Raw genomic sequence first — 26,656 nt, 5'->3', positions numbered from 1 at the left:
GGCTTGCCCAGGCAATGTGGCTCCATCTTCGCCCATTGGGCGTCGGTGAGTACAAGTCTAGTCATACCCAAAATTTCACCACAGGAAGGCGGGGTAGGGAAAGCTGTATCTCAACAAGCCCTAGGGTTTCATGCATCTCAACAGTGTCTGGATAGGCTGAATTCGGAACACGGGCACGACAAGACAGTCCGATACACGGCACACTCTGGTACTTCACAGTGAACCCTTCACACACAAGGATCATGCAATGGCTTTCAAACACCTGATTGGCGGCGCCGCTCTGCTCGCCGTGCTCGCCGGCTGCAGTTCGACCGACACAGCGCCCACCCAGGCCTCGAAACCCGCCCACGGCGATGGCACCTGCAATGCCGCAGGCGCGCAGAGCCTGCTCGGCCAGGTAGCCACTGCCGAAATCATCGAACAGGCGCGCCAGCAGGCTGGTGCACGTACCGCACGCGTGCTCTCGCCTGGCGACATGGTGACCCTGGAATACAACTCCCAGCGCCTGAATATCGACATCACCGAAGCGGAAGTAATCGAACGCATCGCCTGCGGCTGAGTCGACACAGGGCAAGCTATCTGCGGCACAATCGGGCCACTCCCCTGCCAAGGACTGGATCCGGCCCATGCAGATAGATGAAGAACTGACGCTGAAGAAACTGGAAATCTTTCTGGCCTTCATGCGCAGCGGCAACCTTTCACGGGCAGCCAGCGAGCTGGACACCAGCAACGTCAGCGTCCACCGCGCCATCCACTCACTGGAAAGCGCCCTGCGCTGCCCGCTGTTCAAGCACGAAGGGCGCAACCTGATTCCCCTGGAAAGCGCCTACGTGCTGGAGGAAAAGGCGCAAAAACTGGTGCAGGACGTCATCGATACCGTACGCCTGACCCGTGAAGCGGCCGGCTTCTCAGCCGAGCGCTTCAAGCTCGGTTCACTGTATTCGCTGACAGTGAAAACCGTGCCGCAGTTGATCATGGGCCTGAAGATGCGGCGCAGCGAGCTGAATATCGATCTGACCCTCGGCTCGAATGTCGATCTGTTCTATCGCATGAAGAACATGGAGCTCGATGCCATCCTCGTCTCGCTGGACGACAACACCATCGACAGCGACTGCGAACACCTTCCGCTGTTTTCCGACGATGTCTTTCTGGCGGCGCCCACCGACTCGTCCTTCGCTGACGTGGCCGAGGTCGACCTGGCCGACTTGCGCGAGGCGACCTTCATCACCCTGACACAGGGCTTCGCCACCCACCGTGATGGCGAACGCGTGTTCCAGCAGGCAGGCTTCACCCCCAAGGTGGCCATGCAGGTGAACGATATTTTCACCTTGCTCAGCATGGTCAGCTCGGGAGTCGGCTATGCCCTGCTGCCGGGACGCATCGCCGCGGTGTATGAAAACCGCGTGCGACTGATCCCATTGCAGGCCCGCTATCGCCTGCAGCAGCACATCGGCATGGTGTTTCTCAGGTCGCGCGAACGCGACCCCAATTTGCTGGCGCTGGTGGCCGAATGCCGCATGTACCAGAACAACCATCGCGCCGCCTTGCTTGCGCAAAGCGACCGTTAACCTGGCCGTAATGGTCAGGGTAGCCGCTTAATTGATCTGATCCTCCCTGCAGGCTAGCTTGACAACCAGTTCGGGTGAATAGCCCGTGCGTGACAACAAGAAAGACCCGGTGACCAGAAATAAAAACAACAATGAATCGCCACGGGCGGTTCTGAGTGTCAACTAGGAGAAACTCCATGAACGCCCTGTTCCGTTCCTCGGCGACCGCGCTGCTGCTCGCCTCCAGTACCCTAAGCTTCGCCGACGTCACCCTGCGCGCGTCCCACCAGTTTCCCGGCAACTCGGGCGACCCACGGGATGAAATGGTACAGATCATCGCTCGCGAAGTAGCCGCCGCCAACGTCGGTATGAAAATCCAGATCTTCCCCGCCTCTTCGCTGTACAAGGCCAACGAACAATGGGGCGCACTGACCCGCGGCCAGCTCGACATGACCGCCCTGCCCCTCGATTACGCCTCGGGCCGCGTGCCGCAGTTCTCCGCCACCCTGATGCCCGGCCTGGTACACAATTACGAGCACGCCCAGCGCCTCAACGAGTCGGAGTTCATGAAGGACATTCATGCCCTGACCGAGAAGAATGGCGCGATCGTCCTGGCCGATGCCTGGCTCGCCGGTGGCTTCGCCTCGAAAGAAACCTGCATCACTTCGCCAGAAACCATCAAGGGCCAGGTGATTCGTGCTGCAGGGCCGGCCTTCGAGCAGATGCTCGCCTCCGCCGGAGCGTCCATTTCCTCGATGCCATCCTCGGAGATTTACACCGGCATGCAGACCGGTGTGCTGGACGCCGCCAACACCTCCAACGACAGCTTCGTTTCCTACCGCCTGTACGAGCAGGTGAAATGCCTGACCGCTCCGGGCACCAACGCCCTGTGGTTCATGTACGAGCCGGTACTGATCTCGAAAAAATCCTTTGACCGCCTGAATCAGGCACAGAAGGACGCACTCCTGGCCGGCGCCAGCAAAGCGGCAGCCTACTTCGCCGAAGAAGGCCCCAAGGGTGAGCAGCGCATGAGCGAAACCTTCAGCAAGGCTGGGGTGAAGGTGGTGACCCTGAGCAAGGAAGACCACGACGCCTGGATGGAAGTGGCGCGCGCTTCGTCCTACAAGCACTTTTCCGAGAAGGTGAAAGGTGGCAAGGAGCTCCTCGACAAGGCCCTGGCCGTGCAGTGACCTCCTGATCCGGCCGCCTGCACGGGGCGGCCGGTCGTGTTCATGACGCCGCGCGGCAACGCCCGCGTGGTTGCGGGGTTCAAGGAGCTACCATGTCCAGACGATTCATCTCTGCCGTCGAAGCATTGTCACGACTATGCGGTGCCTTCGCAGCCCTCTTGCTGATCATCGCCATGACCGTCATGTGCCAGATGATCCTCATGCGTTACCTGTTCAAGTCTCCCACCATCTGGCAGACCGAAGTGGTGGTGTTCTCCGCCACCGCGGCGATCTTCATCGGCGCCCCTTACGTGCTGATGAAGAAAGGCCATGTCGGCGTCGATGTGGTGGAACTGCTGCTGTCCTCGGCCAATCGCCGACGCCTGCAACTGCTCGGCGCCGTACTCGGTCTGACCTTCTGCTGCCTGATGAGCGTGGCCTGCGCCATCTATGTCTTTGAGGCCTGGGAGGGCGGCTGGACCACCTCGACCATCGCCGCCATCCCGCTGTGGATTCCCGCCACGCCGATGCTCGTCGGCTTCTGCCTGCTATGCCTGCAGTACCTGGTGGAAATCATCAAGCTGTGGAGCGCCCGGCTCGTGCCCGCCACCATGACCCAGGCGGACGCGAGTATCGATCCCGCCCTGCTCAAACCCCAAAAACCGCTGGGAGAAGTGAAATGAGCCCGTCCCTGGCTGGCGTCTTTCTGATCTGCACGCTGTTCCTGTTCCTCGGCACCGGCATGCCGATCGCCTTCGCCCTCGGGCTGGCAGCCATGGGCGGACTGTTCATGGCCATGGGCCCCGACGTCATCGGCGTGGTGGCCGAGACCATGTTCGCCGGTATCGGCAACCTGGCGTTCGTGTCGATCCCGATGTTCGTGCTGATGGGCGCCATCGTCGCCGGCACACCGGCGGGCGCGGATCTCTACCGCGCGCTGGATCGCTGGATGTACAAGATTCCGGGTGGCCTGGTGCTGTCCAATATCGGCGCCTGCGCGGTGTTCTCCGGCATGACCGGCTCGAGCCCGGCGACCTGCGCGGCGATCGGCAAGATGGGCATCCCCGAGATGATCAACCGCGGCTACCCCGCCTCGGTGGCGACCGGCTCGATTGCCGCCGGTGGCACCCTGGGTATCCTACTGCCGCCGTCGGTGACCATGATCGTCTACGGCATCGCCACCGAGACCTCAATCGGCCGTCTGTTCCTCGCCGGGGTGATGCCCGGGCTGATGCTGACCGCCATGTTCATGTGCTGGGCGATGATCGATGCCCGACGCAAGGGCTTCCGCTTCGGCGCCGGCGACGTGGTCTACACCCTGCGCGACAAGCTGATCGTATTGCCCAGGGTGCTGCCGCTGATGCTGATCATCGTGGCCGTGCTCTATGTGCTCTATGGCGGCGTGGCGACCCCTTCCGAAGCGGCTGGCGCCGGCGCCATGATGACCCTGCTGGTGGTTGTGGTGGTCTACCGGCTGTTCAAGATGCGCACGTTCGGCAACATCTTCGGCGCCGGCATGCGCGAAAGCGTCATGATCATGATGATCCTGGCCTCGGCCGAACTGTTCGCCTTCGCCCTCTCCTCGCTGTACATCACCCAGTCGGTGGCCGAGGCGATCGCCGCCCTGGAGGTCAACCGCTGGGTGCTGATGGGGCTGATCAACGTGTTCCTGCTGGTGGCCGGGCTATTCCTGCCGCCGGTGGCGGTGATCGTCATGTCGGCGCCGCTGCTGTTTCCCATCGTGGTGCAGGCGGGCTTCGACCCCTACTGGTTCGCGGTGATCCTCACCATCAACATGGAAATCGGCCTGATCACCCCGCCGGTGGGGCTGAACCTGTTCGTCATCAACGGTATCGCCCCCGAGATACCGACCCGGGACATCCTCTGGGGTGCGCTGCCCTATGTGCTGGTGATGGTACTGGCGATCTTCGTCATGTGCCTGTTCCCACAGATAGCCACCTTCCTGCCGGACTACGTAATGGGGCCCGCCATCTGACACCGCATAGGTGATGCTGTCCTTGGCGGGCCTTGAGTCCGCCTTTTTTATGCGCGTTTTTTGGGAGGCTGGAGGCAGTAGAAGCTGAGGCGCAGAAACCTGGCAGGCCGTTGAAAAACGTAGGCGAGACAGCCCAGGCGAAACATAGCGCAGCGGAGTAACAGCCGAAGGCTGGCCCAGAACGAAGTGAGTCAAAACGGTGTTTTAACGAAGCAGCGGCAACGCACGACTGCATGGAGGCAGGAGGTAGAGCGACGCAGGAAGCCAAAGCCGAGGTAGGTTTCAACAGCCCGCTAAACGTCGTTCTGCTTGATCAAGGCAACCAGGCTGTCCAGGCGAGTCCCCTCGAAGGCAGCCACACGGCCTTCGACGAAGACGGATCGGGACAGACCGGTGAGCACCGTGCCCGGTGGCAGCTCAACCTGCAGACGCACGCCACGCTCGTAGGCCCCTGCCACCGTACCGGCCCAGTCGATGGGGCGGCACATATTGAAGGCCAGATCCTCACGCAGGCTTGCTGCATCACGAATCAGGCGTGCGGAGCTACCGCTGAGGTAACGCAGCCGGGGAGCCTGCAGCGGGGTAGCGGCGAATACTTCATGCAAGCGATGCGCTTGCTCGCTGAGCAGTGGGCAATGAGACGGCGTGCTGACGGCCAGTCGACGCGAGCAGGTTGCGCCACGCAGGCGAGCCGCTTCGGCGAGAGTCGCCATGGCCTGGTCCGAACCGGATACCACCAGTTGTCGCAGGGCATTGATATTGGCCAGATAAACTTCCTCACCGCGCGCTTGAGCCTGCAGAAGCAGAGGTTCGAGCTCGGCGACTTCCAGCCCCAGAATGGCGGTCATGCCGTAGCCTGCCGGATGGGCGTCGTGCATCAGTTGCCCACGCAACGCCACCAGGCGCAGGGCGTCTTCGAATGTCAGCGTTTCGGCTGCCACCGCTGCCGCATAGGCACCGATGGACAACCCGGCAACGTAATCGGCGCGCGCGCCCTGAGCCTGCAAGCGCTGCCAGGCCTCGACACCGGCAATCAGCAGGCACAGCTGCACCGCTCGGGTGGAGCGCAGGGCCTCGGCGCTGTCCAGTTCGCCAGCGGATTCACCGAGTACATCGCTGCAGCGGCGCAGAAATGCGTCCGGCAGATCCTTCAGCATGCCGACGCGCTGGGCGCCCTGACCTGGAAAAACCAGCAAGGTGCTCATAACGGGGTTACCTCCCAGGGATCGGCCAGCAGCAGCGGCTCGTGTGTGGTTTTCACCATGACCCGTCCACAGTCACGGGCCCATTCGGCCAGCGCCACGCCACCGCAAGGCGTTTGCAATTGCACATCGATACGACAAGGGGCACGGCCGAGATCGTCCATTAATTGCCGCGCCATAGCGCGACCTAGAGGATGCGGCGTACGCAGAAGAAGATCCAGGTCACTGCCGGCATGCACCACCGACTGGCCGCAGGCCAATTGGAAACCGGCACTGCCGGTGACGCCCCACACCAAGCCGCAACGATCGAGAAGCGGACGGGCGATAGCCAGTGCCTCCCAGACAGGCAAGCTGGCCGGCATGATCGACGCTTCATCGGTGAGCGCTTCGGGGCGCAGTACGCGGGTTATCGCCGAGAGAGGCAGCCAGCCCGCAAAGCGTTCGTCACGCTGTCTGCCGCGCAGACCGACGGCGATGCAACCGGAGCGCAGCGGCGCGCGACGCACCACTACCGGAAAACCGCCTTGTATAGCGCCTGTACACCAGGCGGGAGCATCGGCTGGCAGGTGCTGGGCGGTGAATCCCCACAGGAGATCGTGGGGATCTGGAAAGATGGCTACCACTGCTCGCGCAGCCGCTCCCTGACCTGCTGTGAGGCGGCGCGTAGCGGCGCACCCAGGCGCCCGGAAAGATCCCGCGGCCCGTGGTAGATGTCTTCCAGCGCCTGGCGCAATACCTCCTGTACCTGTGCCACATCGGCTGTATCGGGCTCGATCACGCTGCCAATCTCAAGGGTTTTCCACAACAACCCCAGCGAGGCATAGCTGTCGACGTCATAGGCCATGGGCGGATTTTCCGCGGCCAGCGCTTCGAGTGCCTCGAGGCTTCGCAGAGTGATACGTGCCGCAGACTCCTTGCCCATGGCATGCACCATCACACCCGGATCGCGCAGGGCGATCATCCGATTGGCCTGGTAGCCATGGGCGAGAAAACCGCCGGACATGGCCTTGCCAACCAGCAGCGCGATCACCGGATGGCCGGCCAGCCGTGCCCGAGCGTATGCATCCACCGCCGCAGCGAGTGCCTGATGAATGCCGAGGGCCTCCTCACGACGCCCATACGCCTGACTTGGCACATCGACGATAGCCACCAGCGCGCGCTTCGCTGCCACGTGGGCATCCGCCTGCAGCACCTCCTCCACAGCCCTGCCCAGGCCCCAACCTTCGAGCAGTCCAGCCTCCCCCTGACGCGACCGGGGAAAGCGGCTGTGCGGATCAGGTACCAGGGTCAGAAAACGAGCCGGATGATCGCCCAGCAGCGCGTCGACCACACGTAACGATGCGGGCAGCCCGGCGTGAAGACCGTCCTGGCCAGTCAGGGCACGAATCCACAGCGCCCCACGACTGTTGATGTGATTGCTCATGGTCACTCCCCCTTCAATACGCGGCAGGCGGTATAGGCATCGATCTGTGCTTCATGTACCCGCTGCAAACGCGCCAGGTAATTCTCGTACTGGCGACTGCGTTGCGCAGTTGGATGCCCCTGTTCGAACAGTTCCAATACGGCGCTGCGCAAGGCCTCGACATCGTCCTCGACATAGCGATCGGCCAACCCGCTGAGCTGACGCTGCTGCCCACCGGACAGGCTCCAGATGAAGGGTCGATCTCGAGAGTCGTACTCCTCTACACCGGCTTCCTGTTCGATAACCTGCGGGCCATTGAGTCCCAGGCGCGCCTCACGCGTTACGACCAGATAGCTACACAGCCCGGCGGCGATGCCCATGCCGCCGAAACAGCCCACGCTGCCGGCGATCAGACCGATAACCGGCTGGTATTGGCGCAACTCGACGATGGCCGAGTGAATCTCGGCGATGCCCGCCAGCCCCAGATTGGCCTCCTGCAGGCGCACCCCGCCGGTTTCCAGCAGCAACACGGCGCGGGTGGCAATACCCTGACGGTTGTCCTCTATCGCCAGCTCCAGCGCCCCGGCTATCTTCGCGGCCCCGACTTCGCCCATGCTGCCGCCCTGAAAATTGCCTTCTATAGCGGCAATGACGGCAGGCTGCCCCGCCAGCATGCCCTTGGCGATGACGACACCATCGTCAGCCTGCGGGACCACGCCCTGTTTCGGCAGCCACGGCGACATGATGCGCTGGAAGGGGTCGAGCAGTTCGCGGAAGGTGCCGGCATCCAGCAACAGACGGGCACGCTGGCGGGCATCCAGTTCGACGAAACTGCGGTGTTTCAGCAAGCGAGCCGTATCAGTCATGGAACAGCTCCTCCAGCCCTTGCTCCAGGCGCAGGCGTACAACGCCGGGCGTGGCGCCGAAGTCGTGAATCGCGATGTTCAGGGCAGGCAGTTGCTGCTCGCGAAACATGCGTTCGAACAGTTGCTGCCAGCGTGGCGCGCTCCCGCTTACCGAGGTCAACACCTGAATAGCCAGGGTGCCGTCGGTACCGGGCTCCAGCAACACTTCCAGATCACCGGAACCGACGCAGCCGACCTGGACACGGTTACGGGCCGGTGGCCCGGCAGGAAATTCGAAGGACAGGGTTTCCATGTTCAGAGACTCCCAATCTGTGCCGGCAAGCCGTGCTGCAGGCGGTCGAGAAACAAGGAGGCAGCGAGCAGATCCGCCGCGCCGCCGGGCGAGGCACGCAGCCTCAACATGTCGTGCTCCAACTCGCGCAGGCGCCGGCGCCCGGCCAGGCTGGCAACGCCGCCGGCATCGAGCACCGCGCGGGCGCCGCTCTGCATGCAGCGCAGCCCCTCCAGACCCGCGCGGTACAGCACGCAGGTATCGGTCAGTTGGCTCATGATTGCCAGCAAGGCATCCAGCCGGGCGTTCTGCTCCCCGGCACCGGCTGCACGGCTGCGGGCCAGCTGCGGCAGCGCATGGTGAATCACCGCCGGAAAGGCCAGTTGCGCTTCCTCGCGGGCACCATGAACGCCATAACGCCGGCAGACCTCGGCACCGTGGCTGTCACGGCTGGCTGGCAATGCACGATCTGTAAGCAGCGCAATTCTGGCGGCGCGAATCACCACAGGGCTGGCGGCAAGTTGCCGGCTATCCAGCGCTGCGGAGGCGCACAGCAATCCAAGCGCCCAGATAGCGCCGCGATGGGTGTTGACCCCGCCGGTGATGCGCAGCATCTCCTGCTCACCCTCCCGGCCTATCCGCCCGAGTGCCTCGCGCAAAACCTGGTTGACCTCGCCCTCGGCCAGCGCGACCTCCGCCATCGCCTTGAAACAGGGCCACAGCGACAGCGCCGAGGCGTGCATCAGGCCCAGATGCAGATCGGAGTGGGCGCCACTGCCGCGTTTGTCGACCAGACCCGGCTTGGGTGACAGATCGGCTTCGTCGATCAGCGCGTCTACCGCCAGATCCGCCAGGTACTCGCTGAGCGACAGTTGCGCTTGCGTTGAATGGATTGCGCTCATCACCAGCTCCTGAACTTGGCAGGCGGGTTGTAGAGCCCGCCGGACCACTCGACCAGTTCGGCGATGCTCTTGGCCGCCAGCAGTTCGCGGCTGGCATCGGCGCGGCGGATACCAAGGTCTTCCGGCAGTGCGACAAGCCCTTCGCGGCGCATGCGCTCGGTGTCTTTCGGGTCGTGACGCAAACCGATGGAAGTGATCCCGGCAACGGCAGCGATCATCGCCTGGCGCTCTTCCAGCGAGCGTGCCTTGTAGAGGTAGGCGATGCCTTCCTCGGTGAGCAGGTGAGTGACGTCGTCGCCGTAGATCATGATCGGCGCCAGCGGCATACCGGCCTTCTGCGCCACCCCGACGGCGTCGAGGGTTTCCACGAAGGTCGGTTTGCCGCCCTCCTGGAAGGTCTCGACCATCTGCACCACCAGCTTCTTGCCACGTTCCAGCAGCGGCGAGTCGCTCTGCGCCGGGCGCATATCCAGCCAGGCGGGCGTGCTGTGGCGACGCCCACGCGGGTCGTGCCCCATGTTCGGCGCACCGCCGAAACCGGCCAGACGACCACGGGTAACGGTAGAGGAATGGCCATCGCCATCCACCTGCAAGGTCGCGCCTATGAACAGGTCGACCGCGTACTGCCCGGCCAACTGGCACATCAGCCGGTTGGAACGCATCGAGCCGTCTCGGCCGGTGAAGAACACGTCCGGACGCTGGGCGATGTAGCCTTCCATGCCCAGTTCGGTACCAAAGCAATGCACGCTCTCGACCCAACCGGTCTCGATGGCCGGAATCAGCGTCGGATGCGGGTTGAGCGTCCAGTTGCGGCAGATCTTGCCCTTCAGCCCGAGGGACTCGCCGTAGGTCGGCAGGATCAGCTCGATGGCGGCAGTGTTGAAACCGATGCCGTGGTTGAGCGACTGCACGTTGTGTTTCTCGTAGATGCCGCGGATCGCCATCATTGCCATCAGCACGTGCACCGGCTTGATATGGCGCGGGTCGCGGGTGAACAGCGGCTCGATGTAGAACGGCTTGTCCGCCACCACCACGAAATCGACCCAGGAGGCGGGAATGTCCACCCGCGGCAGCTCGTCGACGATCTCGTTGACCTGGAAGATGACGATGCCATCGCTGAACGCGGTGGGCTCGACCAGCGCCGGCGTATCTTCGGTGCTCGGCCCGGTGTAGATGTTGCCGTGGCGATCGGCCTGGAAGCCGGCAACCAGGGCGACATTGGGAATCAGGTCGACCAGCAGGCGCGAGTAAAGCTCGATGTAAGTATGAATGGCGCCCACTTCGAGCAGGCCATCTTCGAGCAACTGGCTGATACGCAGGCTTTGCGGGCCAGCGAAGGAGAAGTCGAGTTTGCGGGCGATGCCACGCTCGAACAGGTCGAGGTGCTCCGCGCGGCTGACGCTCGGCATGATCATGTGCAGGTCATGCAAGCGGCCGGGGTCGACGCTGGCCAGCGAGCGAGAGAGGAAGTCCGCCTGTTTCTGGTTGTTGCCCTCGAGCACCACACGATCACCGGGGGCGATCAGGGCTTCGAGCGCGGCGACGATCTTGTCGCTGGGCAGGATCACGCCATCGGCGAAGGCGCGCACCTGGTCGAGACGTCGTGCCTTCTCGGCACGACGACGCGACCACTGCGGCGGTGGGGCGATTGTAGTTGTCATTGATGACTCCACGAGTTCCGCTGTCGTGGCACAACAGTAGGAGCGCGGGCTAGCCCCATCAATCAAGCGCAGCGTCGTATCGTTACGATCAGGTTAACGATGCGCATCAGCTAGCGGGCCATTGAAAAAACGTTGACGAGGTAGCCAGCGCAATACCGATGGCGGCCCCGCAAAAACAGGCTGGGCGCCCCCGGCGAAACGTAGCGCAGCGGAGTAACAGCCGAAGGCTGGCCCGCAGGGCGAGCGTAGTGAGTCAAAAGCGACCGGGGTCGCGCTCGACTTTACGTGTTGTAAATGAGCATTTTGATGGGGGCGCCTAGCCTGGACTCGCACACGAGCCTGTTTTTAACGCCGCGATGGCAACGCAGGTAGTTTTTCAATGGTCTGTTAACGCCGGGAGGCAGACCGGGCATACTGCGCCACCGTTCTCCCGTTGCCCGGCTCACCATGCGCATTCATGTCACCTTCATCGACCGCGTCGGTATCACTCAGGAAGTGCTCGCCCTGCTGGGCGGGCGCAATCTCAACCTGGATGCCGTGGAAATGGTGCCGCCCAATGTCTACATCGACGCACCGACCCTTAGCGCGGCGGTGCTCGACGAGTTGCGCGAAGCCCTGTTCAAGGTGCGTGGCGTGCAGGCGGTGACGGTGGTGGACATCCTGCCCGGACAGCGTCGCCGCTTGCAGCTCGATGCGCTGTTGGCGGCAATGAGCGATCCGGTACTGGCGGTCGATGGTCACGGCCGGGTGTTGCTGGCCAACCCGGCGCTGATCGCCCTGTGCGGCCGAGAACCCGAAGGGGCGGCGCTTGGCGAGCTGTTCGCCGAGGCGGATCTGCAGCAGGCGCTGCTCGATCAACATTTCCGCCTACCGTTACGTGAGGTGACGCTGAACGGTCAGGCGCTGTTGCTGGACGCCACGCCCATCAGCGAAACCGCCGAAACGGATCAACTGGCCGGTGCTCTACTGACGCTTTACGAACCCAGCCGGATCGGCGCGCGTCTGGCGGCGCTGCATCATGACTACGCCGAGGGCTTCGATTCGTTACTTGGCGACTCGGTGCCGATCCGCACCCTCAAGGCCCGCGCTCAGCGGGTGGCGACGCTGGATGCGCCGCTGCTGATCCACGGTGAAACCGGCACAGGCAAAGAGCTGGTAGCGCGCGCCTGCCACGCGCTCAGCACGCGTAACAGTGCGCCCTTTCTCGCCCTGAACTGCGCAGCCCTGCCGGAGAGCCTCGCCGAGAGCGAGCTCTTCGGCTATGCGCCCGGCGCTTTCACCGGCGCGCAACGCGGCGGTAAACCGGGCTTGCTGGAGTTGGCCAACCACGGCACGGTGTTTCTCGATGAGATCGGCGAAATGTCGCCTTACCTGCAGGCCAAGCTGCTGCGCTTTCTCAGCGACGGCACCTTCCGCCGCGTGGGCGGTGATCGTGAAGAACGGGTCGATGTGCGCATCATCAGCGCCACGCACCGCAACCTGGAGCGGATGGTCAGCGAAGGGGAGTTTCGCGAGGATCTGTTCTACCGCCTGAACGTGCTCAACCTGCAGGTGCCACCGTTACGTGAACGCGGCCAGGATATCCTGCTGCTGGCACGACACTTCATGCAACACGCCTGTGCGCAGATTCAGCGCACCCAGTGCCGGCTGACGCCCGATACCTACCCGGCCCTGCTCGGCAATCGCTGGCCGGGCAATGTGCGGCAGTTGCAGAACGTGATCTTTCGTGCGGCGGCGATCTGTGACAGCAATCTGGTGCAGATCGGCGATCTGGATATCGCCGGCACCGCCGTCGCTCAGCATACGGCGGGAGAAGTCAGCAGCCTGGAGGCCGCTGTTTCAGCATTCGAAAAGGAGTTGCTGGAGAAACTCTACGCCAGCCATCCGTCGACCCGGCAACTGGCAGCGCGGCTGCATACCTCGCATAGCGCCATCGCCACGCGGCTGCGCAAATACGGCATCAAGGGCAATCGATAACCCGCCCTTGTCGTGAACCTGCGCAGGGCTCCCGAGCAGTGCGCCGGGAACACCTGCGCTACGGCCATGACTTACTGGCTGCCGCTGCCGGCACCGCCGCCGGTACCATCCCCGGTGCCAGAACCTGCGCCGCCAGTGCCACCACTATTGTCGGTGCCGCCAGGCATGGTGTCGGTGCCGGTGCCTGTACCGGTTCCAGTCCCGGTGCCAGGGCCGGTGCTGCTGCCATCGGTGCCTGGAGTGGTAGCACCGGGGGTCATCGCACCGTTGTCATTGCCCAGACCATTGTCCGTAGGCGGCACATTAGGTGGCGGAGGAGATATCGGATCGGTCGGCCCGGTTGGCGCCGGGGCGGTCGAATCCGCCATGGCAGGCAGCATGGCACTGGCCAGCAGGCCACTGAATACGAGAGCGGAAATTTTCATCTTGTTCATTGTCGTCACCTTTCATCCAGGTTGATGGGAGAAGCTCGCCCGCTTTCATCAATGAAAGAAAGCGAACGCTCCTTACACCCGACCGGCAGTGGTTCAACAATGTTCGTCCAGCAGGATGGGCGGTCACTAGGGTCTGTTGCCGTTTCACGCACGGCCGCGCCGGAGCCCGTTTTGCCGCGAGGCAAGGCACGAGCCGCGAAGTTTAGCGGGCTAAATGAGCCGGCGAGAAACGCAGCATCGCGGCAAAACGGGCCCGGCCCTGCGGGTTGCGCGGGAAATCTCGCCATGCGTCGTTGGAGGACTTGAAAAGGGAATGCCATTCCCTGCGTCCTCCGCCTAACCTGGCGATATTTCTCGCGGCAACGCGGCTCGCGTTGAAACGGCAACAGACCCTAGCCACTCAGTGCGTCGGCAAGTTCGGCTAACCAGGGCTCGGCGTCCTGTTCCGGGGTGACGCTTTCGCTGGCATCTATGCGCAGCATGGGCAGCACTTCGCGGATACCCAGCTCGCCGTACAGCTCGCGCACCTGCTCGCCGCCGCCGCAGTAGGTGTCGCCGTAGCTCGAATCGCCCAGTGCGATCACGCCGCCGGGTAGACCACTCCACGCGGGAAGCCTGTCGCGGATGGCGTAGTACAGCGGCTGCAGGTTGTCCGGCAATTCACCCATGCCCGTAGTCGAGGTCACCACCAGAAAGCCCTCGGGGCCGAACGCCAGGACATCCTCCAGGCTCGCCCGCGGGTTGTGCCAGACGTCGAAACCAGCCTGCTTCAACAGACCCTCGGCGTGCCGGGCCACCTCTTCGGCGGTGCCGTAAACCGAACCGGACAGAATCGCGACTTTCATGAAAACTCCGTATGTTGAGGGCTGCGCCCGGTATTATGCCGCATTGCGCAACCCGACGTTTTCAGCCCCACGAGCAGAAAGCAGCAGCCGAACGGGCCTCTGATAGACTGGCGAAAATAGTTAGGGTCTGTATCAGATGATCAACGCCAAACTGCTGCAATTGGTGGTCGAGGCCTCGAACGACGGCATCGTGGTCGCCGAACAGGAAGGAGAGGACAACATCCTCATTTACGCCAACCCGGCATTCGAAGCCCTCACTGGCTACAGCAACGAGGAAATCCTCTATCAGGATTGCCGCTTTCTCCAGGCCGGTGATCGCGATCAGCCAACCCTGACGCTCATTCGTGAAGCCGTGCGTACTCAGCAATCCTGCCGCCAGGTGATTCGCAATTACCGCAAGGACGGCAGCGTCTTCTGGAACGAATTGTCGATCACCCCCGTATTCAACGAGGTCGACCAACTGACCTACTTCATCGGCATCCAGAAGGACGTCAGCGAGCACGTGCACAATCAGGAACGGGTGAAGAAGCTGGAAGCCGAGGTGGAAGCCTTGCAAACCGAACTGGCCGAATTGAAGCGACGAACGTAACGGTAACGAAACGGTCGATCCGTTGTCATAAGTGCGTCCCTAGCTCGCGCAGAAAGCCGCCATGCAAGAGTCGTCGCTCTTAACCGCCCTGGAACTGGAATTCATACAACAGCTTACTGAAAACAGTCCTGCCCTGGTCGAGGCCGATCCGGGCCTGCAGGTCGATGCCGGGCGGCAAACCGCCGAGCTTCTCACCAGCTGTGCCGCCAAGGAGCAACTGACCATCGAGGCGCACATCGCCAATCAGCGCCTGTCGTTCACGCCTCATCTGGTCACCGACGATCAGAACACCCCGCATCTGGAACTGGGGGTGCCGCAGATTTTCGAAGAGGGCGCCTTCGACCGCGCATGGCGTCTGCCGCTCGACCCGCCGCGCCCCTTGCTGGCGCGCGATGGCCAGCCGGGCAGCCTGTGGGTTCATGAGCTATCGCTGAGCGGCCTGCTGGTGGCGCAAACGGCAGGAGCCACGCCGCCTGACCGTTTCAGCCTGGATCTGGACGTCGATGAGCAAGCACCCATTACCCTGCAAGGTAGCCTGGTGCGCATGACCGACGATGGCCTGCTGGCGTATGAACTGGCGCTGGACGAAGACAACGGCGAACGCCTGCAGCGCTACCTGTATCAGCAGCATCGCAGCCTGTATCCCCAGTTTCACCGTTTCTGAGGTACCCCGCCTCAGGTATCGAGGCGGCCAGCCAGAAATTGCCGTAATCGCCGCCGTATCATGCGGCCCTCACTGCCCAGGCAAGCGACAGGCGAGCCACGGAAACTTTCCTCGAGCAGATCAGCGCCCTCGCCCACGAGTGCCAACGGGCACTCGAGCGTCAGCGCCAGGCGCTCCAGAGCTTGCGGTGTATCCGTCAGCGGCGCCTGGTTGGAAAACACCACCACCGCCAGAGGCCGCATCTTGCTGCACACCTGGGGCAACTCCTCCAGCGCCTGGCCGATGCCGAGCACGTGAACCGCAGCATCGATCGGATTCAACAGCAGGCCGGTCACCAGCAATTCCAGCTCCCGACAACGGCCAGGCAGCGCAACCAGCAAAAGACGCCCGCCGGGTTGATCCCGCAGGTTATGCAGCCGCTGCAATACGCGACCACGCAGAAAGGTGTCGAAGAACAACCACTCGCTGCCGTATCCGGGCCGGCCATAGCGCAGCAACAGCCGCTGCCAGAGCGGCATGATGATGTCCTGGAAAATCACCGAAAGCGGGTAGCTGGAAAACACCTGGCCGTAGACCCGATCCAGTTCGGCTTCATCGTAAGCCTGCACGGCTTCCAGCAAGCGGCTCTGCCACTGCGCCCACTCACCCGAGGTGGCCGACTCGTAGATGGGTGCACTACTGGTTTCGCTCGCACCATGCCGGGCAAGAATTCGGCCGACCTTGCTGACCGGAACACCACGCTCGATCCAGGCCAGAATGCTACGTACCGTTTCGACGTCCACGGAGGAGTACAAACGATGACCGCTATCGGTACGTACCGGCTGGATCAGCCCATAGCGCCGCTCCCAGGCACGTAGCGTCACAGGGTTCACACCAGTCAACCGCGCCACCTCACGGATCGGGAACAGCTCTTCTTCCTTGAAAGCGTTGGAATTGAATGGTGCGCGACCAACCAGATCGGACATAGAAAAAACCGCTGCAGGGTCAGAATTTCATAAGTCTACTCCAGCTAGGGGTGCCTTTCATTTTAGTTGTACAAATCCTATACAAAGAACAGGAAGCATCATGCTGGCGTCTCACAGTGCACCGACTCCCCGAAACGGGGCACGCCTGGATCGAAGCCGCTTGCTCCAAGAACCTGAACAGCGGTTATCGACAAACGGTAAAGCCTCGAAGCCCTTGTAAATGGCGGTACCGAGCCACCTTTCGGCAGTTGTGCACAACATCGCTGGATAATTTGCACAAAACAGGAATAATCCTTGCTGCGTTCAAGACGCGGTTCACCACCCCGAGCCGCGCTATCCACCTGGCCCTACCCTGGCCAAGTGCTCAGCAGGAGATACACGATGTCTACCGAACCGGTCACCCTCATGGTGGCGCGCCGCGTTGCCAACGAGTGCTATCACGATTTCATCGCATGGCTGCGTGAAGGCGAGCAACTGGCTACCGATTTCCCCGGCTATCTCGGCTCTGGCGTTCTGGCCCCACCACCGGGCGACGACGAATTCCAGATGGTTTTTCGCTTCACCGACGAGCACACCATGGCCGCCTGGGAGCATTCCGCCTCGCGCCGTGCCTGGCTGAGCCGCGGTAAAGGTCTATTCGCCCAGCCCCATGAACAACGCGCTCTGGGTATCGATGCCTGGTTCGGCAGCGGCCACCGACAGCCACCGCGCTGGAAGCAGACCATCGCCATCTGGCTGGCCTTCTTCCCGGTGTCGCTGGGCTTCAATCTGCTGTTCGGCAACCTGCTGGCGGACGTTCCACTGATAACCCGCGTGCTGCTCAGCACCCTGGCCCTGACGCCGCTGATGACCTACCTGTTCATTCCCCTGGTCACCCGCTTGCTCGCGCCTTGGCTACAAGGCAGCCGCCCCGTCGGCCTGCTGCGCCGCATAAGCCCCTCCACCAGCCGCTGAGCTGGCACCGCCATGGCCCGCCGGGGGCCGTGGCGTCTCGCTTTCCCACACTGTACGAAGGGTTGTACAGCTTCCGTGGCTGCTATAACTTTGCACAGCTAGGGCCACCGACCTCCATAGCGGCGCCTTCCCGTCCACTCTCGGCCAATTTTGCCCATGAGCGTCAGCAACGCCCCGATCCTGATCACCGGCGCCAGCCAGCGTGTCGGCCTGTATTGCGCCGAACGGCTACTCGATGACGGCCATCCGCTGATCGTCACCTACCGCAGCGAAAAGCCTGAGCTGGAGAAATTGCGTGAGCGCGGCGTGCTGACCTTGCACGCCGATTTCACCAGCGAAGCCAGTATTCTTGCCTTTATAGAACAGCTACAGAGCCATACCGATGCTCTACGCGCTATCGTGCACAACGCCTCGGCCTGGTTCGCCGAAACGCCGGGCGAAGAAGCCGCGGCCTTTCAGCGGCTGTTCACCGTGCACATGCTCGCGCCCTACCTGATCAACCTGCACTGCGCAGCGCTGCTACAGCGTAGCGAACAGGCGGACATCATCCACATCAGCGATGACGTGGTGCGCAAGGGCAGCGGCAATCGACCGGCCTATTGTGCCAGCAAGGCCGGGCTGGACAGCCTCACCCTGTCCTTCGCCGCACGCTTTGCACCTGCTATCAAGGTCAACGGCATCGCTCCGGCCCTGCTGATGTTCAATCCGGACGACGACGCCGAATACCGAACCAGGGCCCTGAACAAATCAGCACTGGGCTTCGAGCCCGGTCCCCATGTGATCTATCAGAGCCTGCGCTACCTGCTGGACACCCCCTACATCACCGGCACCACCCTGACCGTGAACGGCGGCCGCCATCTCAAGTGAGGCGCCGCGAGGACAATGACGATGAACCCATTACTGCCCAACCATTACCGCGAAATCCTTCTCGGTATCGGTGAGAATCCCGAACGCGAAGGCTTGCTGGATACCCCCAAGCGCGCAGCCAAGGCCATGCAGTACCTGTGCAACGGCTACGACAAGACCCTTGAAGAAGTGGTCAACGGCGCGCTGTTCAGCTCCGACAGCGACGAGATGGTGATCGTCAAGGACGTCGAGCTCTACTCGTTGTGCGAACACCACCTGCTGCCCTTCATTGGCAAGGCACATGTGGCGTACATTCCCACCGGCAAGGTGCTGGGCCTGTCGAAGATCGCTCGCATCGTCGACATGTACGCCCGCCGCCTGCAGATTCAGGAAAACCTCACCCGGCAGATCGCCAGCGCCATCGAAGAAGTCACCCAGGCCGCTGGCGTGGCCGTGGTGATCGAGGCCCAGCACATGTGCATGATGATGCGCGGCGTGGAGAAACAGAACTCGGTGATGAGCACCTCGGTAATGCTCGGCGCTTTCCGTGAGTCCTACAATACCCGCCACGAATTCCTGCAACTGATCGGACGGAGCAAGTAACGATGCCCAGACTGGAACCCGGCATGGCGCGCATCCGCGTCAAGGATCTGCGCCTGCGCACTTTCATCGGTATCAAGGAAGAAGAGATCAACAACAAGCAGGACGTGCTGATCAACCTGACCATCCTTTATCCGGCCGTCGATGCGGTGCGTGACAACGACATCGATCACGCCCTCAACTACCGCACCATCACCAAGGCCATCATCGGCCATGTCGAAGGCAATCGCTTCGCCCTGCTGGAGCGCCTGACCCAGGAAATTCTCGACCTGGTCATGGCTCACGAAGCGGTGCGCTACGCTGAAGTGGAGGTCGACAAACCCCATGCCCTGCGTTTTGCCGAGTCGGTATCCATTACCCTCGCCGGCCACCGCTGATCTACTGGAACCGCAAGGCGGCCCGGTTGCCGACCCGCCCGCCGGCTTTTATCATCGCCGCCATTCCCTCCAGAGAGAATCGCCATGACCGATCAAGAACGCCTCGAACTGGAAGCCGCCGCCTATCGCCGCCTGGTTCAGCACCTGCGCGAACGGCCGGACGTACAGAACATCGACCTGATGAACCTTGCCGGCTTCTGCCGTAACTGTCTGTCCAAGTGGTACAAGGCCGCCGCCGACGACCTCAACATCGCCGTCACACCGGATCAGGCCCGCGAAGAGGTGTATGGCATGCCCTACGCCGAGTGGAAGGCCAAGTACCAGACCGAGGCCAGCGCTGAACAGCAGGCTGCCTTCAACACCAAGAACCCCAAAGGAACAGCATGAGCCACCTGAACGACTTCCGCGCCCGCCTCAGCGGCGAGCACTTCGCCTTTGCCGAGACACTGGCCTTTATCGCCGAACATTACGGCTATCAGCCCAGCGCCTTCCGCAACGGCGAAGTCAGCAACGCCGCCGGGCAGAACGAAGGTTCGTGCAAAACCCTGGGCCTGGCCTTACTCGAAGGCCTGAGCGATCAGGAGGCCTTGCAGTGCTTTGGCGAACATTACCGCAGCGTGCTGGCCACCCCCGAGGGCAGCGACCACGCCAATATCCGCGCCCTGATAAGCACCGGCCTGGCAGGCGTCAATTTCGAACAGCAACCACTGTCCCGCAAGGCCTGAGCCTCCCCGCACCGAAGGCTGGGTGAGAGCCTGGCTCGGTGCGAACTCCAGCTTACCCACCCTCCCTCGCCTCCCCTGCATCCCCTCCGCCCAACGATTATCACGCCCGCGCATCGACCGCCCTGGAGCAGAATCGCTATGGGGATAAAGGTGGCGAGTCGTGTGGATGTTGCTGGAGAAATCGCACACCGGAGCACTTGCGAGTGCAGGACTCCGGCGCGGATTGGGATGCTTGCCGTTACAGCAACTGACGGCCTTTGTTGGCCGCGATGCGCATGCGCAGGGCGTTGAGCTTGATGAAGCCCGCTGCGTCCTGCTGGTTGTAGGCACCGCCGTCCTCTTCGAAGGTGGCGATGTTGGCATCGAACAGCGAGTCATCCGACTTGCGGCCAACGACGATGACGTTGCCTTTATACAGTTTCAGACGTACCACACCGTTCACGTTGGCCTGGGATGCGTCGATCATCTGTTGCAGCATCAGACGCTCCGGGCTCCACCAGAAACCGTTGTAGATCAGGCTGGCGTACTTCGGCATCAGCTCGTCTTTCAGGTGCGCGACTTCACGGTCGAGGGTGATCGACTCGATGGCGCGGTGGCCCTTGAGCATGATGGTGCCGCCGGGGGTTTCGTAGCAGCCACGGGACTTCATGCCGACGAAACGGTTCTCGACGATGTCCAGACGACCGATGCCGTTCTCGCCACCGATACGGTTCAGTTCAGCCAGTACGGTAGCCGGGCTCAGCGCCTTGCCATCGATGGCGACGATGTCACCGGCCTGGTAGGTCAGCTCGATGTAGGTCGGAGTATCCGGAGCCGCTTCAGGCGACTTGGTCCAACGCCACATGTCTTCTTCATGCTCGGTCCAGGTGTCTTCCAGCACGCCGCCTTCGTAGGAGATGTGCAGCAGGTTGGCATCCATGGAGTACGGCGACTTCTTCTTGCCGTGACGCTCGATCGGGATCGCATGCTTCTCGGCGTAATCCATCAGCTTCTCGCGGGACAGCAGATCCCACTCGCGCCACGGCGCGATCACCTTCACACCGGGCTTGAGCGCATAGGCGCCGAGTTCGAAGCGAACCTGGTCGTTGCCCTTGCCGGTAGCGCCGTGGGAGATGGCGTCGGCGCCAGTCTCGTTGGCGATCTCGATCAGGCGCTTGGCGATCAGCGGACGGGCGATGGAAGTACCCAGCAGGTACTCACCTTCGTAAACGGTGTTGGCGCGGAACATCGGGTAGACGAAATCGCGGACGAACTCTTCGCGCAGGTCATCGATGTAGATTTCCTTGACGCCCATGGCCTGGGCCTTGGCGCGGGCCGGCTCGACCTCTTCGCCCTGACCGAGATCGGCGGTGAAGGTCACCACTTCACAGTTATAGGTATCTTGCAGCCACTTGAGGATCACCGAGGTGTCCAGGCCACCGGAATAGGCCAGAACTACCTTTTTGACGTCCGCCATGCCATCCACTCCACGGGTTGTTCGAAAACCCGTGATTCTACTGCCCATGGGCCACGATTTACAGGGGTGCGACAGGCGATGGCGTCAAGGCGACAGAATCAGGAGGTGGCCGCCGGCTCCGCAGTTACTGCAGGTGTCGCCTGCTCGGTGGGCTGCACGGGCGTTTCGGGCACTTTCTCCAGGCGTACCGAGACCCGTCGATTCTTGTTGCGATTGGCAGCCGTAGTGTTTGGCACCAGGGGATAACGCTCACCATGGAAGCGCATGACGATGCGTTCTTCCGGCACGCCCTGGGCCTTGAGGTACTCCATCACCGCCACAGCACGGCGGCGGGACAGGTCACGGTTGGTCAGACGGTTGCCGCTGCTGTCGGAGTGACCATCCAGCTCGATACGGTTGACTTCGGGGTCGGCCTTCATGAAATCGAGGATGATTTCCAGCTTGGCCTTGGCCATGGGGTCGAGCTCTACACCACCGCCCGGAAAGCCGATGTTGGACTGGCGCACCTGATCGAAGTTGACCGGCAGCAGCTTGGCCGTACAGTTCAGGTAATCGTCATAGGCCTTGCGGAAGCGCACCGGTAACAGCCGCACTTCGAGACTCTCACTGCCCATCGAGGTACGGTGGCGAACCAGCGGGCTACGCCCTTCCAGCAACCCGGCAAGCAGGCGCCCGGCCTGTTCCTGGCTGCTGTTGAACGGCATTTCGCCGTTACCGACGCTGACCACACCGAGGTTGATATCACCGCGCCCCGGCTGCCACGGCGCGGCCGCTGCCAGCAGGGTCGCCGAGCCGCTGCCTAGCCAACGCTCCCTCGCCTGCAAGCGGAATGTCGCCTGTTCGCCAGCGCGGCGCACGAACTCGCCCGAGCCGAAATCGGTGATCGGCTGCGTCAGGCGGCACTCGAACTGGTCGCCGGCTACCTGCCATTCGACCTTTTCCAGGCGAGTCTGGAAACTGATCGCGGCCGCAGGCAGACTCAAGCCTGCGCCGGCGAGCAATCCGACGATGAGGAAAAGAGGCTGACGCACAGCGAGCTCCACAAGAAAACACAACGTTCCCTGTGGGTATCGGTGATCACGGGAAAAACTTGAGCTACGCGATAGCCTATCTGCGGCGTGCCCCCGCCAACCTTTTCCGGTAGCATTCCGAGCATGTTTCGCCCCCGCCTGGAAGCCTCAATGACCGACCGCATCACCCTGCTGCGTCCTGACGACTGGCACATTCATCTGCGCGACGGCGCGGTACTGCCGCACACCGTCGCCGATGTCGCCCGTACCTTCGCCCGCGCGATCATCATGCCCAACCTGGTGCCGCCGGTGCGCAACGCCACCGAGGCTGATGGCTATCGCCAGCGCATCCTCGCCGCGCGGCCGGCCGACAGCCAGTTCGAACCGTTGATGGTGCTGTACCTCACCGACCGTACCACGGGTGAAGATATTCGCGCTGCCAAGGCCAGTGGCTTCGTCTACGCGGCCAAGATGTACCCGGCGGGTGCGACCACCAACTCCGATTCCGGCGTAACCAGCCTGGACAACATCACCGGCGCCCTGGAAGCACTGGCGGAAACCGGCATGCCGCTGCTGGTACATGGTGAGGTCACTCGCGCCGATGTCGACGTTTTCGATCGCGAGAAGGCGTTCATCGACGAACATATGCGCCGCCTGGTCGAGCGTTTCCCGACCCTGAAAGTGGTGTTCGAACATATCACCACCGGCGACGCTGCCCAGTTCGTCAGGGAGGCGCCCGCCAACGTCGGTGCCACCATCACCGTCCAGCACCTCTTGTACAACCGCAACCACATGCTGGTCGGCGGCATTCGTCCGCATTTCTATTGCCTGCCGATCCTCAAGCGCAACACGCACCAGGAAGCGCTGCTCGACGCGGCCACCAGCGGCAATCCGAAGTTCTTCCTGGGCACCGATTCCGCTCCCCATGCCCGCCATGCCAAGGAAAACGCCTGCGGCTGCGCCGGTTGCTACACCGCTTATGCGGCCATCGAGCTGTATGCCGAGGCCTTCGAACAGCGCGGCGCGCTGGACAAGCTGGAAGCCTTCGCCAGCCACTTCGGCCCGGATTTCTACGGTTTACCACGCAACACCGACACCATCACCCTGGTGCGTGAATCGTGGAACGCACCGGCCAGCCTGCCTTTCGGCGAGCAGACGGTAATCCCCTTGCGCGCAGGCGAATCGCTGCGCTGGCGCCTGCTGGAGGCTGGTCAATGAGCGAAGAACAGTACGAAGACGAACAGGAACAGCCGAGCAGCAGCGGCCCGCGCCATCCCATGGCAGCGCGCTTTCGTGGCTACCTGCCCGTGGTAGTGGATGTCGAGACCGGCGGTTTCAACAGCGCCACCGATGCCCTGCTGGAAATCGCAGCCACCACCATCGGCATGGACGAGAGCGGCTACCTGTACCCCGATCACACGCATTTCTTCCGTGTCGAGCCGTTCGCAGGCGCCAATATCGAACAGGCGGCGCTGGAGTTCACCGGCATCAAGCTCGATCACCCGCTGCGCATGGCGGTGAGCGAAGAGCATGCGCTGAACGAGATTTTCCGCGGCCTGCGCAAATCCCTGAAGGCCAATGGCTGCAAGCGCGCCATTCTGGTCGGCCACAACAGCAGCTTCGACCTGGGCTTTCTCAACGCCGCGGTCGCTCGCTGTGACCTCAAGCGCAATCCCTTCCACCCCTTCTCCAGCTTTGACACCGCCAGCCTCGCCGGCCTCGCCTACGGGCAGACCGTGCTGGCCAAGGCGTGCCAGGCCGCCGGCATCGAGTTCGACGGCCGTGAAGCCCACTCCGCCCGCTATGACACCGAGAAGACCGCCGAGCTGTTTTGCGGCATCGTCAATCGCTGGAAGGAAATGGGCGGCTGGGAAGACTTCGACGAGTGAGTGCCATGAAAAAATATCAGATCTTCATCGATGGACAGGCCGGCACCACGGGCCTGCAGATTCGCCAGCGGCTGGCCAGCCATCCGCAGATCGAAGTGGTCACCATCGACCACGACAAACGCCGCGACGCAGACGCCAAGCTCGAACTGATGCGCTCGGTAGACGTCACCGTGCTGTGCCTGCCGGACGATGCCGCCAAGGAAACCGCCATTCAAGCCCGCGAAGTCGGCTGCCGGGTGCTGGACGCCAGCTCAGCGCACCGTACCGCCAATGACTGGGTATTCGGTATGGCCGAGCTGGCCAAGGGCCAACGCGAAGCCATTGCCAAGGCCAGCGCCGTGAGCAACCCGGGCTGCTATGCCACCGGTGCCATCCTGTTGCTACGCCCGCTGATCGACGCCGGTCTGCTGAGCTCGGATCGCGAGCTATGCATCAACGCCGTATCCGGCTACACCGGTGGCGGTACCAAGATGGTCGAGCGCTACCAGCAGGACGACGCGCCGGTCTACGCCGCTTATGGCCTGGGTTTCGATCACAAGCACATCCCGGAAATCCAGCACTGGAGTGGCCTGCAGGCACGCCCCATCTTCCAGCCAGCGGTCGGCAGCTACGACCAGGGCATGCTGGTGATGATCCCCCTGCAAGGCGCCAACGGCGTCGAGCTGCAAAAAGCCCTGAGCGATTACTACCAGGGTCAGGGTGAGCAGTTCGTGCAGGTTCTGCCCTACAACGAGATCCCTGCCGACTCGGCGCCGTTCATCACCCCCCACGGCCTGAACGGCAGCAATCGCGCCGAGCTGCAGGTGTACGGTGCGAGCAGCGGCAAACAGGCCCTGCTGGTAGCCAAGCTCGATAACCTCGGCAAAGGCGCTTCGGGTGCCGCGGTGCAGAACCTCAATATCATGCTCGGCCTGGATGAAGGGCTGTGCACGCAGATTGACTGAGCCCTGCCCTGTGAATAAAAACCGGCTCGCGAGCCGGTTTTTTATGGCCTGCCATCCCTGGCGGCCACCCTTCAGGCCGTCGCAAGCGACGTTAAAAATGGCTCCCGACCATTTTTTACTGAGGTACGATCTGCGAGAAAGCGCTACCGAGCACTAGTGCTGCAGCATCTCGAACGAGCTGACCGATCAGGCAGATTACCGCTCATCCAAAGTTGCGATTTTCCGCCAATCAAGACCCAATTTATCTTTGACACGCATTCTCATTAACATTAGTATCCTTCGCCATCAGTCTCAGCCAAGCGACGGGCCAAGCCATGTACGTCTGCCTTTGCGAAGGTGTCACCGACGGTCAGATCCGCGAAGCAATCTATGAAGGTTGCTGCAGCTACCGTGAAGTTCGTGAAACCCTGAGTGTTGCCAGCCAATGCGGTAAATGCGCATGCCTGGCCAAGCAGGTGGTTCGCCAAACGCTGGGCGAAATGCAACAAAGTCAGGCAGTAATGGCCTACCCAGGAAATTTTGTCGCAGCCTGAATATCGCATTTTTTAAAGAACCGGATCTCGCATCCGGTTTTTTTATGCCTGAAATTCAATGAGTTAGCGCCAAGACGCACAACTTAAACACTCTCATTTATATTTATTTTTACTTATATTTCAATAACTTACGTTTGACAGTCTTATTTTGCAAGCCCAGAATTCCCTATCGGTTACTCAATTCCAGGCAAGGTGGGCAGCACACATGAAAGGCGACAAGAAAGTCATCCAGCATTTGAACAAGATCCTCGGCAACGAGCTGGTCGCGATCAATCAATACTTCTTGCACGCCCGCATGTACGAGGATTGGGGCCTGACCAAACTGGGCAAGCACGAGTACCACGAGTCCATCGACGAGATGAAGCACGCGGACAAACTCATCAAGCGCATCCTGTTCCTTGAAGGCCTGCCCAACCTGCAAGACCTGGGCAAGATTCTGATCGGCGAGAACACGCAGGAAATGCTCGAATGCGACCTGAAGATCGAACACAAGGCGCACATCGACCTGAAGGAAGCCATCGCCTACTGCGAGAGCGTTGGCGACTATGCCAGCCGCGAACTGCTCGAAGACATCCTCGAATCCGAGGAAGAACACATCGACTGGCTGGAAACCCAGCTCAGTCTGATCCAGGCCGTCGGCCTGCAGAACTACCTGCAGTCGCAGATGGAAGAATAAAGATCAGCAGCAGACAAGAACGGGAGCCAAGCAGAGCGTGTGAAAACCCGCTGATGTAGGTATTGGCACCCGGCAAACGCCCTGACATCGTTCGGGGCGTTTTCTTTTGTGCGATTCAGAAGGTCACCACCGGACTTTTCAGGCGAGCAGCTCGAT

The 26,656-nt window shown here is 62.1% G+C and carries 31 protein-coding genes; 19 read left to right on the top strand and 12 right to left on the bottom strand.

The features are described from left to right. The first annotated feature begins 247 nt into the window (after window positions 1-247). From DNK06_RS24275 to DNK06_RS24255, 5 genes are all read left to right on the top strand, one after another. Entirely contained in the window at window positions 248-559 is a 312-nt protein-coding gene (locus DNK06_RS24275) for an I78 family peptidase inhibitor (protein WP_131182530.1), read from the top strand. A 67-nt stretch (window positions 560-626) separates the two neighbouring features. Beyond that, entirely contained in the window at window positions 627-1,568 is a 942-nt protein-coding gene (locus DNK06_RS24270; protein WP_131182529.1) for a LysR family transcriptional regulator, read from the top strand. 176 nt (window positions 1,569-1,744) lie between these two features. After that, entirely contained in the window at window positions 1,745-2,737 is a 993-nt protein-coding gene (locus DNK06_RS24265; protein ID WP_131182528.1) for a TRAP transporter substrate-binding protein, read from the top strand. A 92-nt stretch (window positions 2,738-2,829) separates the two neighbouring features. Further along, window positions 2,830-3,399 carry a TRAP transporter small permease subunit gene (locus DNK06_RS24260; protein WP_131182527.1) on the top strand — a complete coding sequence of 190 codons (570 nt, stop codon included), beginning with the start codon at window positions 2,830-2,832 and terminating at the stop codon, window positions 3,397-3,399. After that, window positions 3,396-4,712: a TRAP transporter large permease gene (locus DNK06_RS24255; RefSeq protein WP_131182526.1), complete on the top strand. Its 1,317-nt coding sequence runs from the start codon at window positions 3,396-3,398 to the stop codon at window positions 4,710-4,712. The genes DNK06_RS24260 and DNK06_RS24255 overlap by 4 nt, the downstream gene beginning before the upstream one ends. A 293-nt stretch (window positions 4,713-5,005) precedes the next feature. On the opposite strand, the gene mdcH is transcribed toward DNK06_RS24255, so the two are convergent. From mdcH to mdcA, 7 genes are read right to left on the bottom strand one after another with little or no spacing between them, the layout of a single operon-like run. Continuing rightward, a complete protein-coding gene (mdcH, locus tag DNK06_RS24250; protein ID WP_131182525.1) occupies window positions 5,006-5,917 on the bottom strand; it encodes a malonate decarboxylase subunit epsilon in 912 nt (303 codons plus the stop codon). Further along, window positions 5,914-6,537: a malonate decarboxylase holo-ACP synthase gene (locus tag DNK06_RS24245; protein ID WP_131182524.1), complete on the bottom strand. Its 624-nt coding sequence runs from the start codon at window positions 6,535-6,537 to the stop codon at window positions 5,914-5,916. The genes mdcH and DNK06_RS24245 overlap by 4 nt, the downstream gene beginning before the upstream one ends. Beyond that, the gene (mdcE, locus tag DNK06_RS24240; protein ID WP_131182523.1) at window positions 6,531-7,337 is read right to left on the bottom strand and encodes a biotin-independent malonate decarboxylase subunit gamma; all 807 of its coding nucleotides are present in this window, start codon (window positions 7,335-7,337) and stop codon (window positions 6,531-6,533) included. The genes DNK06_RS24245 and mdcE overlap by 7 nt, the downstream gene beginning before the upstream one ends. A 2-nt stretch (window positions 7,338-7,339) precedes the next feature. Continuing rightward, window positions 7,340-8,182 (bottom strand): biotin-independent malonate decarboxylase subunit beta, encoded by an 843-nt coding sequence (locus DNK06_RS24235; protein ID WP_131182522.1) that lies wholly within the window; start codon window positions 8,180-8,182, stop codon window positions 7,340-7,342. Beyond that, window positions 8,175-8,474 carry a malonate decarboxylase subunit delta gene (locus DNK06_RS24230; protein ID WP_131182521.1) on the bottom strand — a complete coding sequence of 100 codons (300 nt, stop codon included), beginning with the start codon at window positions 8,472-8,474 and terminating at the stop codon, window positions 8,175-8,177. The genes DNK06_RS24235 and DNK06_RS24230 overlap by 8 nt, the downstream gene beginning before the upstream one ends. A 2-nt stretch (window positions 8,475-8,476) precedes the next feature. Then, the gene (locus DNK06_RS24225; RefSeq protein WP_131182520.1) at window positions 8,477-9,355 is read right to left on the bottom strand and encodes a triphosphoribosyl-dephospho-CoA synthase; all 879 of its coding nucleotides are present in this window, start codon (window positions 9,353-9,355) and stop codon (window positions 8,477-8,479) included. Next, window positions 9,355-11,016, bottom strand: coding sequence for a malonate decarboxylase subunit alpha (mdcA, locus tag DNK06_RS24220; RefSeq protein ID WP_131182519.1), 1,662 nt, complete (start codon window positions 11,014-11,016; stop codon window positions 9,355-9,357). The genes DNK06_RS24225 and mdcA overlap by 1 nt, the downstream gene beginning before the upstream one ends. Before the next feature lie 447 nt (window positions 11,017-11,463). Between mdcA and DNK06_RS24215 the strand changes: the two genes are divergently transcribed. Then, on the top strand, window positions 11,464-12,993 hold the full coding sequence (locus DNK06_RS24215) for a sigma-54-dependent transcriptional regulator (protein WP_131182518.1): 1,530 nt from the start codon (window positions 11,464-11,466) through the stop codon (window positions 12,991-12,993). A gap of 71 nt (window positions 12,994-13,064) precedes the next feature. Here the strand turns inward: DNK06_RS24215 and DNK06_RS24210 are convergent, their stop codons facing one another. Both DNK06_RS24210 and DNK06_RS24200 read right to left on the bottom strand, forming a co-directional pair. Further along, window positions 13,065-13,427, bottom strand: a complete 363-nt coding sequence (locus DNK06_RS24210) for a hypothetical protein (protein ID WP_207390044.1) — start codon at window positions 13,425-13,427, stop codon at window positions 13,065-13,067. A 392-nt stretch (window positions 13,428-13,819) separates the two neighbouring features. Then, window positions 13,820-14,272, bottom strand: a complete 453-nt coding sequence (locus tag DNK06_RS24200; RefSeq protein ID WP_131182515.1) for a flavodoxin — start codon at window positions 14,270-14,272, stop codon at window positions 13,820-13,822. 136 nt (window positions 14,273-14,408) lie between these two features. Here DNK06_RS24200 and DNK06_RS24195 point away from each other — a divergent pair, with 136 nt between their 5' ends. Next, window positions 14,409-14,861 carry a PAS domain-containing protein gene (locus tag DNK06_RS24195; protein WP_131182514.1) on the top strand — a complete coding sequence of 151 codons (453 nt, stop codon included), beginning with the start codon at window positions 14,409-14,411 and terminating at the stop codon, window positions 14,859-14,861. 61 nt (window positions 14,862-14,922) lie between these two features. Next, window positions 14,923-15,525 carry a PilZ domain-containing protein gene (locus tag DNK06_RS24190; protein ID WP_131182513.1) on the top strand — a complete coding sequence of 201 codons (603 nt, stop codon included), beginning with the start codon at window positions 14,923-14,925 and terminating at the stop codon, window positions 15,523-15,525. 11 nt (window positions 15,526-15,536) lie between these two features. On the opposite strand, the gene DNK06_RS24185 is transcribed toward DNK06_RS24190, so the two are convergent. Further along, on the bottom strand, window positions 15,537-16,490 hold the full coding sequence (locus DNK06_RS24185) for a MerR family transcriptional regulator (RefSeq protein WP_131182512.1): 954 nt from the start codon (window positions 16,488-16,490) through the stop codon (window positions 15,537-15,539). Between the two features lie 381 nt (window positions 16,491-16,871). Here DNK06_RS24185 and DNK06_RS24180 point away from each other — a divergent pair, with 381 nt between their 5' ends. The 6 genes from DNK06_RS24180 to DNK06_RS24155 all read left to right on the top strand — a co-directional run bounded on the left by DNK06_RS24180 (window position 16,872) and on the right by DNK06_RS24155 (window position 19,992). Beyond that, the gene (locus DNK06_RS24180; RefSeq protein WP_131182511.1) at window positions 16,872-17,444 is read left to right on the top strand and encodes an antibiotic biosynthesis monooxygenase; all 573 of its coding nucleotides are present in this window, start codon (window positions 16,872-16,874) and stop codon (window positions 17,442-17,444) included. Between the two features lie 156 nt (window positions 17,445-17,600). Continuing rightward, complete coding sequence (gene folM / locus DNK06_RS24175) at window positions 17,601-18,311, top strand: dihydromonapterin reductase (protein WP_131182510.1); 711 nt, start codon at window positions 17,601-17,603, stop codon at window positions 18,309-18,311. A 21-nt stretch (window positions 18,312-18,332) separates the two neighbouring features. After that, a complete protein-coding gene (gene folE, locus DNK06_RS24170) occupies window positions 18,333-18,893 on the top strand; it encodes a GTP cyclohydrolase I FolE (protein WP_131182509.1) in 561 nt (186 codons plus the stop codon). A 2-nt stretch (window positions 18,894-18,895) separates the two neighbouring features. Continuing rightward, the gene (gene folX, locus DNK06_RS24165) at window positions 18,896-19,267 is read left to right on the top strand and encodes a dihydroneopterin triphosphate 2'-epimerase (RefSeq protein ID WP_131182508.1); all 372 of its coding nucleotides are present in this window, start codon (window positions 18,896-18,898) and stop codon (window positions 19,265-19,267) included. Between the two features lie 84 nt (window positions 19,268-19,351). Continuing rightward, complete coding sequence (locus DNK06_RS24160) at window positions 19,352-19,654, top strand: DUF1244 domain-containing protein (RefSeq protein WP_131182507.1); 303 nt, start codon at window positions 19,352-19,354, stop codon at window positions 19,652-19,654. After that, complete coding sequence (locus DNK06_RS24155; protein ID WP_131182506.1) at window positions 19,651-19,992, top strand: HopJ type III effector protein; 342 nt, start codon at window positions 19,651-19,653, stop codon at window positions 19,990-19,992. Before DNK06_RS24160 ends, DNK06_RS24155 begins: the two co-directional genes overlap by 4 nt. A gap of 238 nt (window positions 19,993-20,230) precedes the next feature. Here the strand turns inward: DNK06_RS24155 and DNK06_RS24150 are convergent, their stop codons facing one another. After that, window positions 20,231-21,448, bottom strand: coding sequence for an argininosuccinate synthase (locus DNK06_RS24150; protein WP_131182505.1), 1,218 nt, complete (start codon window positions 21,446-21,448; stop codon window positions 20,231-20,233). Window positions 21,449-21,546: 98 nt separating this feature from the next. Further along, complete coding sequence (locus tag DNK06_RS24145; protein ID WP_131182504.1) at window positions 21,547-22,479, bottom strand: flagellar protein MotY; 933 nt, start codon at window positions 22,477-22,479, stop codon at window positions 21,547-21,549. Window positions 22,480-22,629: 150 nt separating this feature from the next. Here DNK06_RS24145 and pyrC point away from each other — a divergent pair, with 150 nt between their 5' ends. The 5 genes from pyrC to bfr all read left to right on the top strand — a co-directional run bounded on the left by pyrC (window position 22,630) and on the right by bfr (window position 26,500). Beyond that, window positions 22,630-23,676 carry a dihydroorotase gene (gene pyrC, locus DNK06_RS24140; protein ID WP_131182503.1) on the top strand — a complete coding sequence of 349 codons (1,047 nt, stop codon included), beginning with the start codon at window positions 22,630-22,632 and terminating at the stop codon, window positions 23,674-23,676. Next, window positions 23,673-24,347: a ribonuclease T gene (gene rnt, locus DNK06_RS24135; protein WP_131182502.1), complete on the top strand. Its 675-nt coding sequence runs from the start codon at window positions 23,673-23,675 to the stop codon at window positions 24,345-24,347. The genes pyrC and rnt overlap by 4 nt, the downstream gene beginning before the upstream one ends. A 5-nt stretch (window positions 24,348-24,352) precedes the next feature. Continuing rightward, on the top strand, window positions 24,353-25,291 hold the full coding sequence (gene argC / locus DNK06_RS24130) for an N-acetyl-gamma-glutamyl-phosphate reductase (RefSeq protein WP_131182501.1): 939 nt from the start codon (window positions 24,353-24,355) through the stop codon (window positions 25,289-25,291). Window positions 25,292-25,605: 314 nt separating this feature from the next. After that, window positions 25,606-25,824: a bacterioferritin-associated ferredoxin gene (locus tag DNK06_RS24125; protein WP_131182500.1), complete on the top strand. Its 219-nt coding sequence runs from the start codon at window positions 25,606-25,608 to the stop codon at window positions 25,822-25,824. Between the two features lie 205 nt (window positions 25,825-26,029). Beyond that, on the top strand, window positions 26,030-26,500 hold the full coding sequence (gene bfr / locus DNK06_RS24120; RefSeq protein WP_131182499.1) for a bacterioferritin: 471 nt from the start codon (window positions 26,030-26,032) through the stop codon (window positions 26,498-26,500). The last annotated feature ends 156 nt before the right edge of the window (window positions 26,501-26,656 follow it).

Source organism: Phytopseudomonas daroniae (genome assembly GCF_004327285.1).
Lineage (GTDB): Bacteria > Pseudomonadota > Gammaproteobacteria > Pseudomonadales > Pseudomonadaceae > Aquipseudomonas > Aquipseudomonas daroniae.
This window is presented reverse-complemented; position numbering and strand designations above follow the sequence as displayed.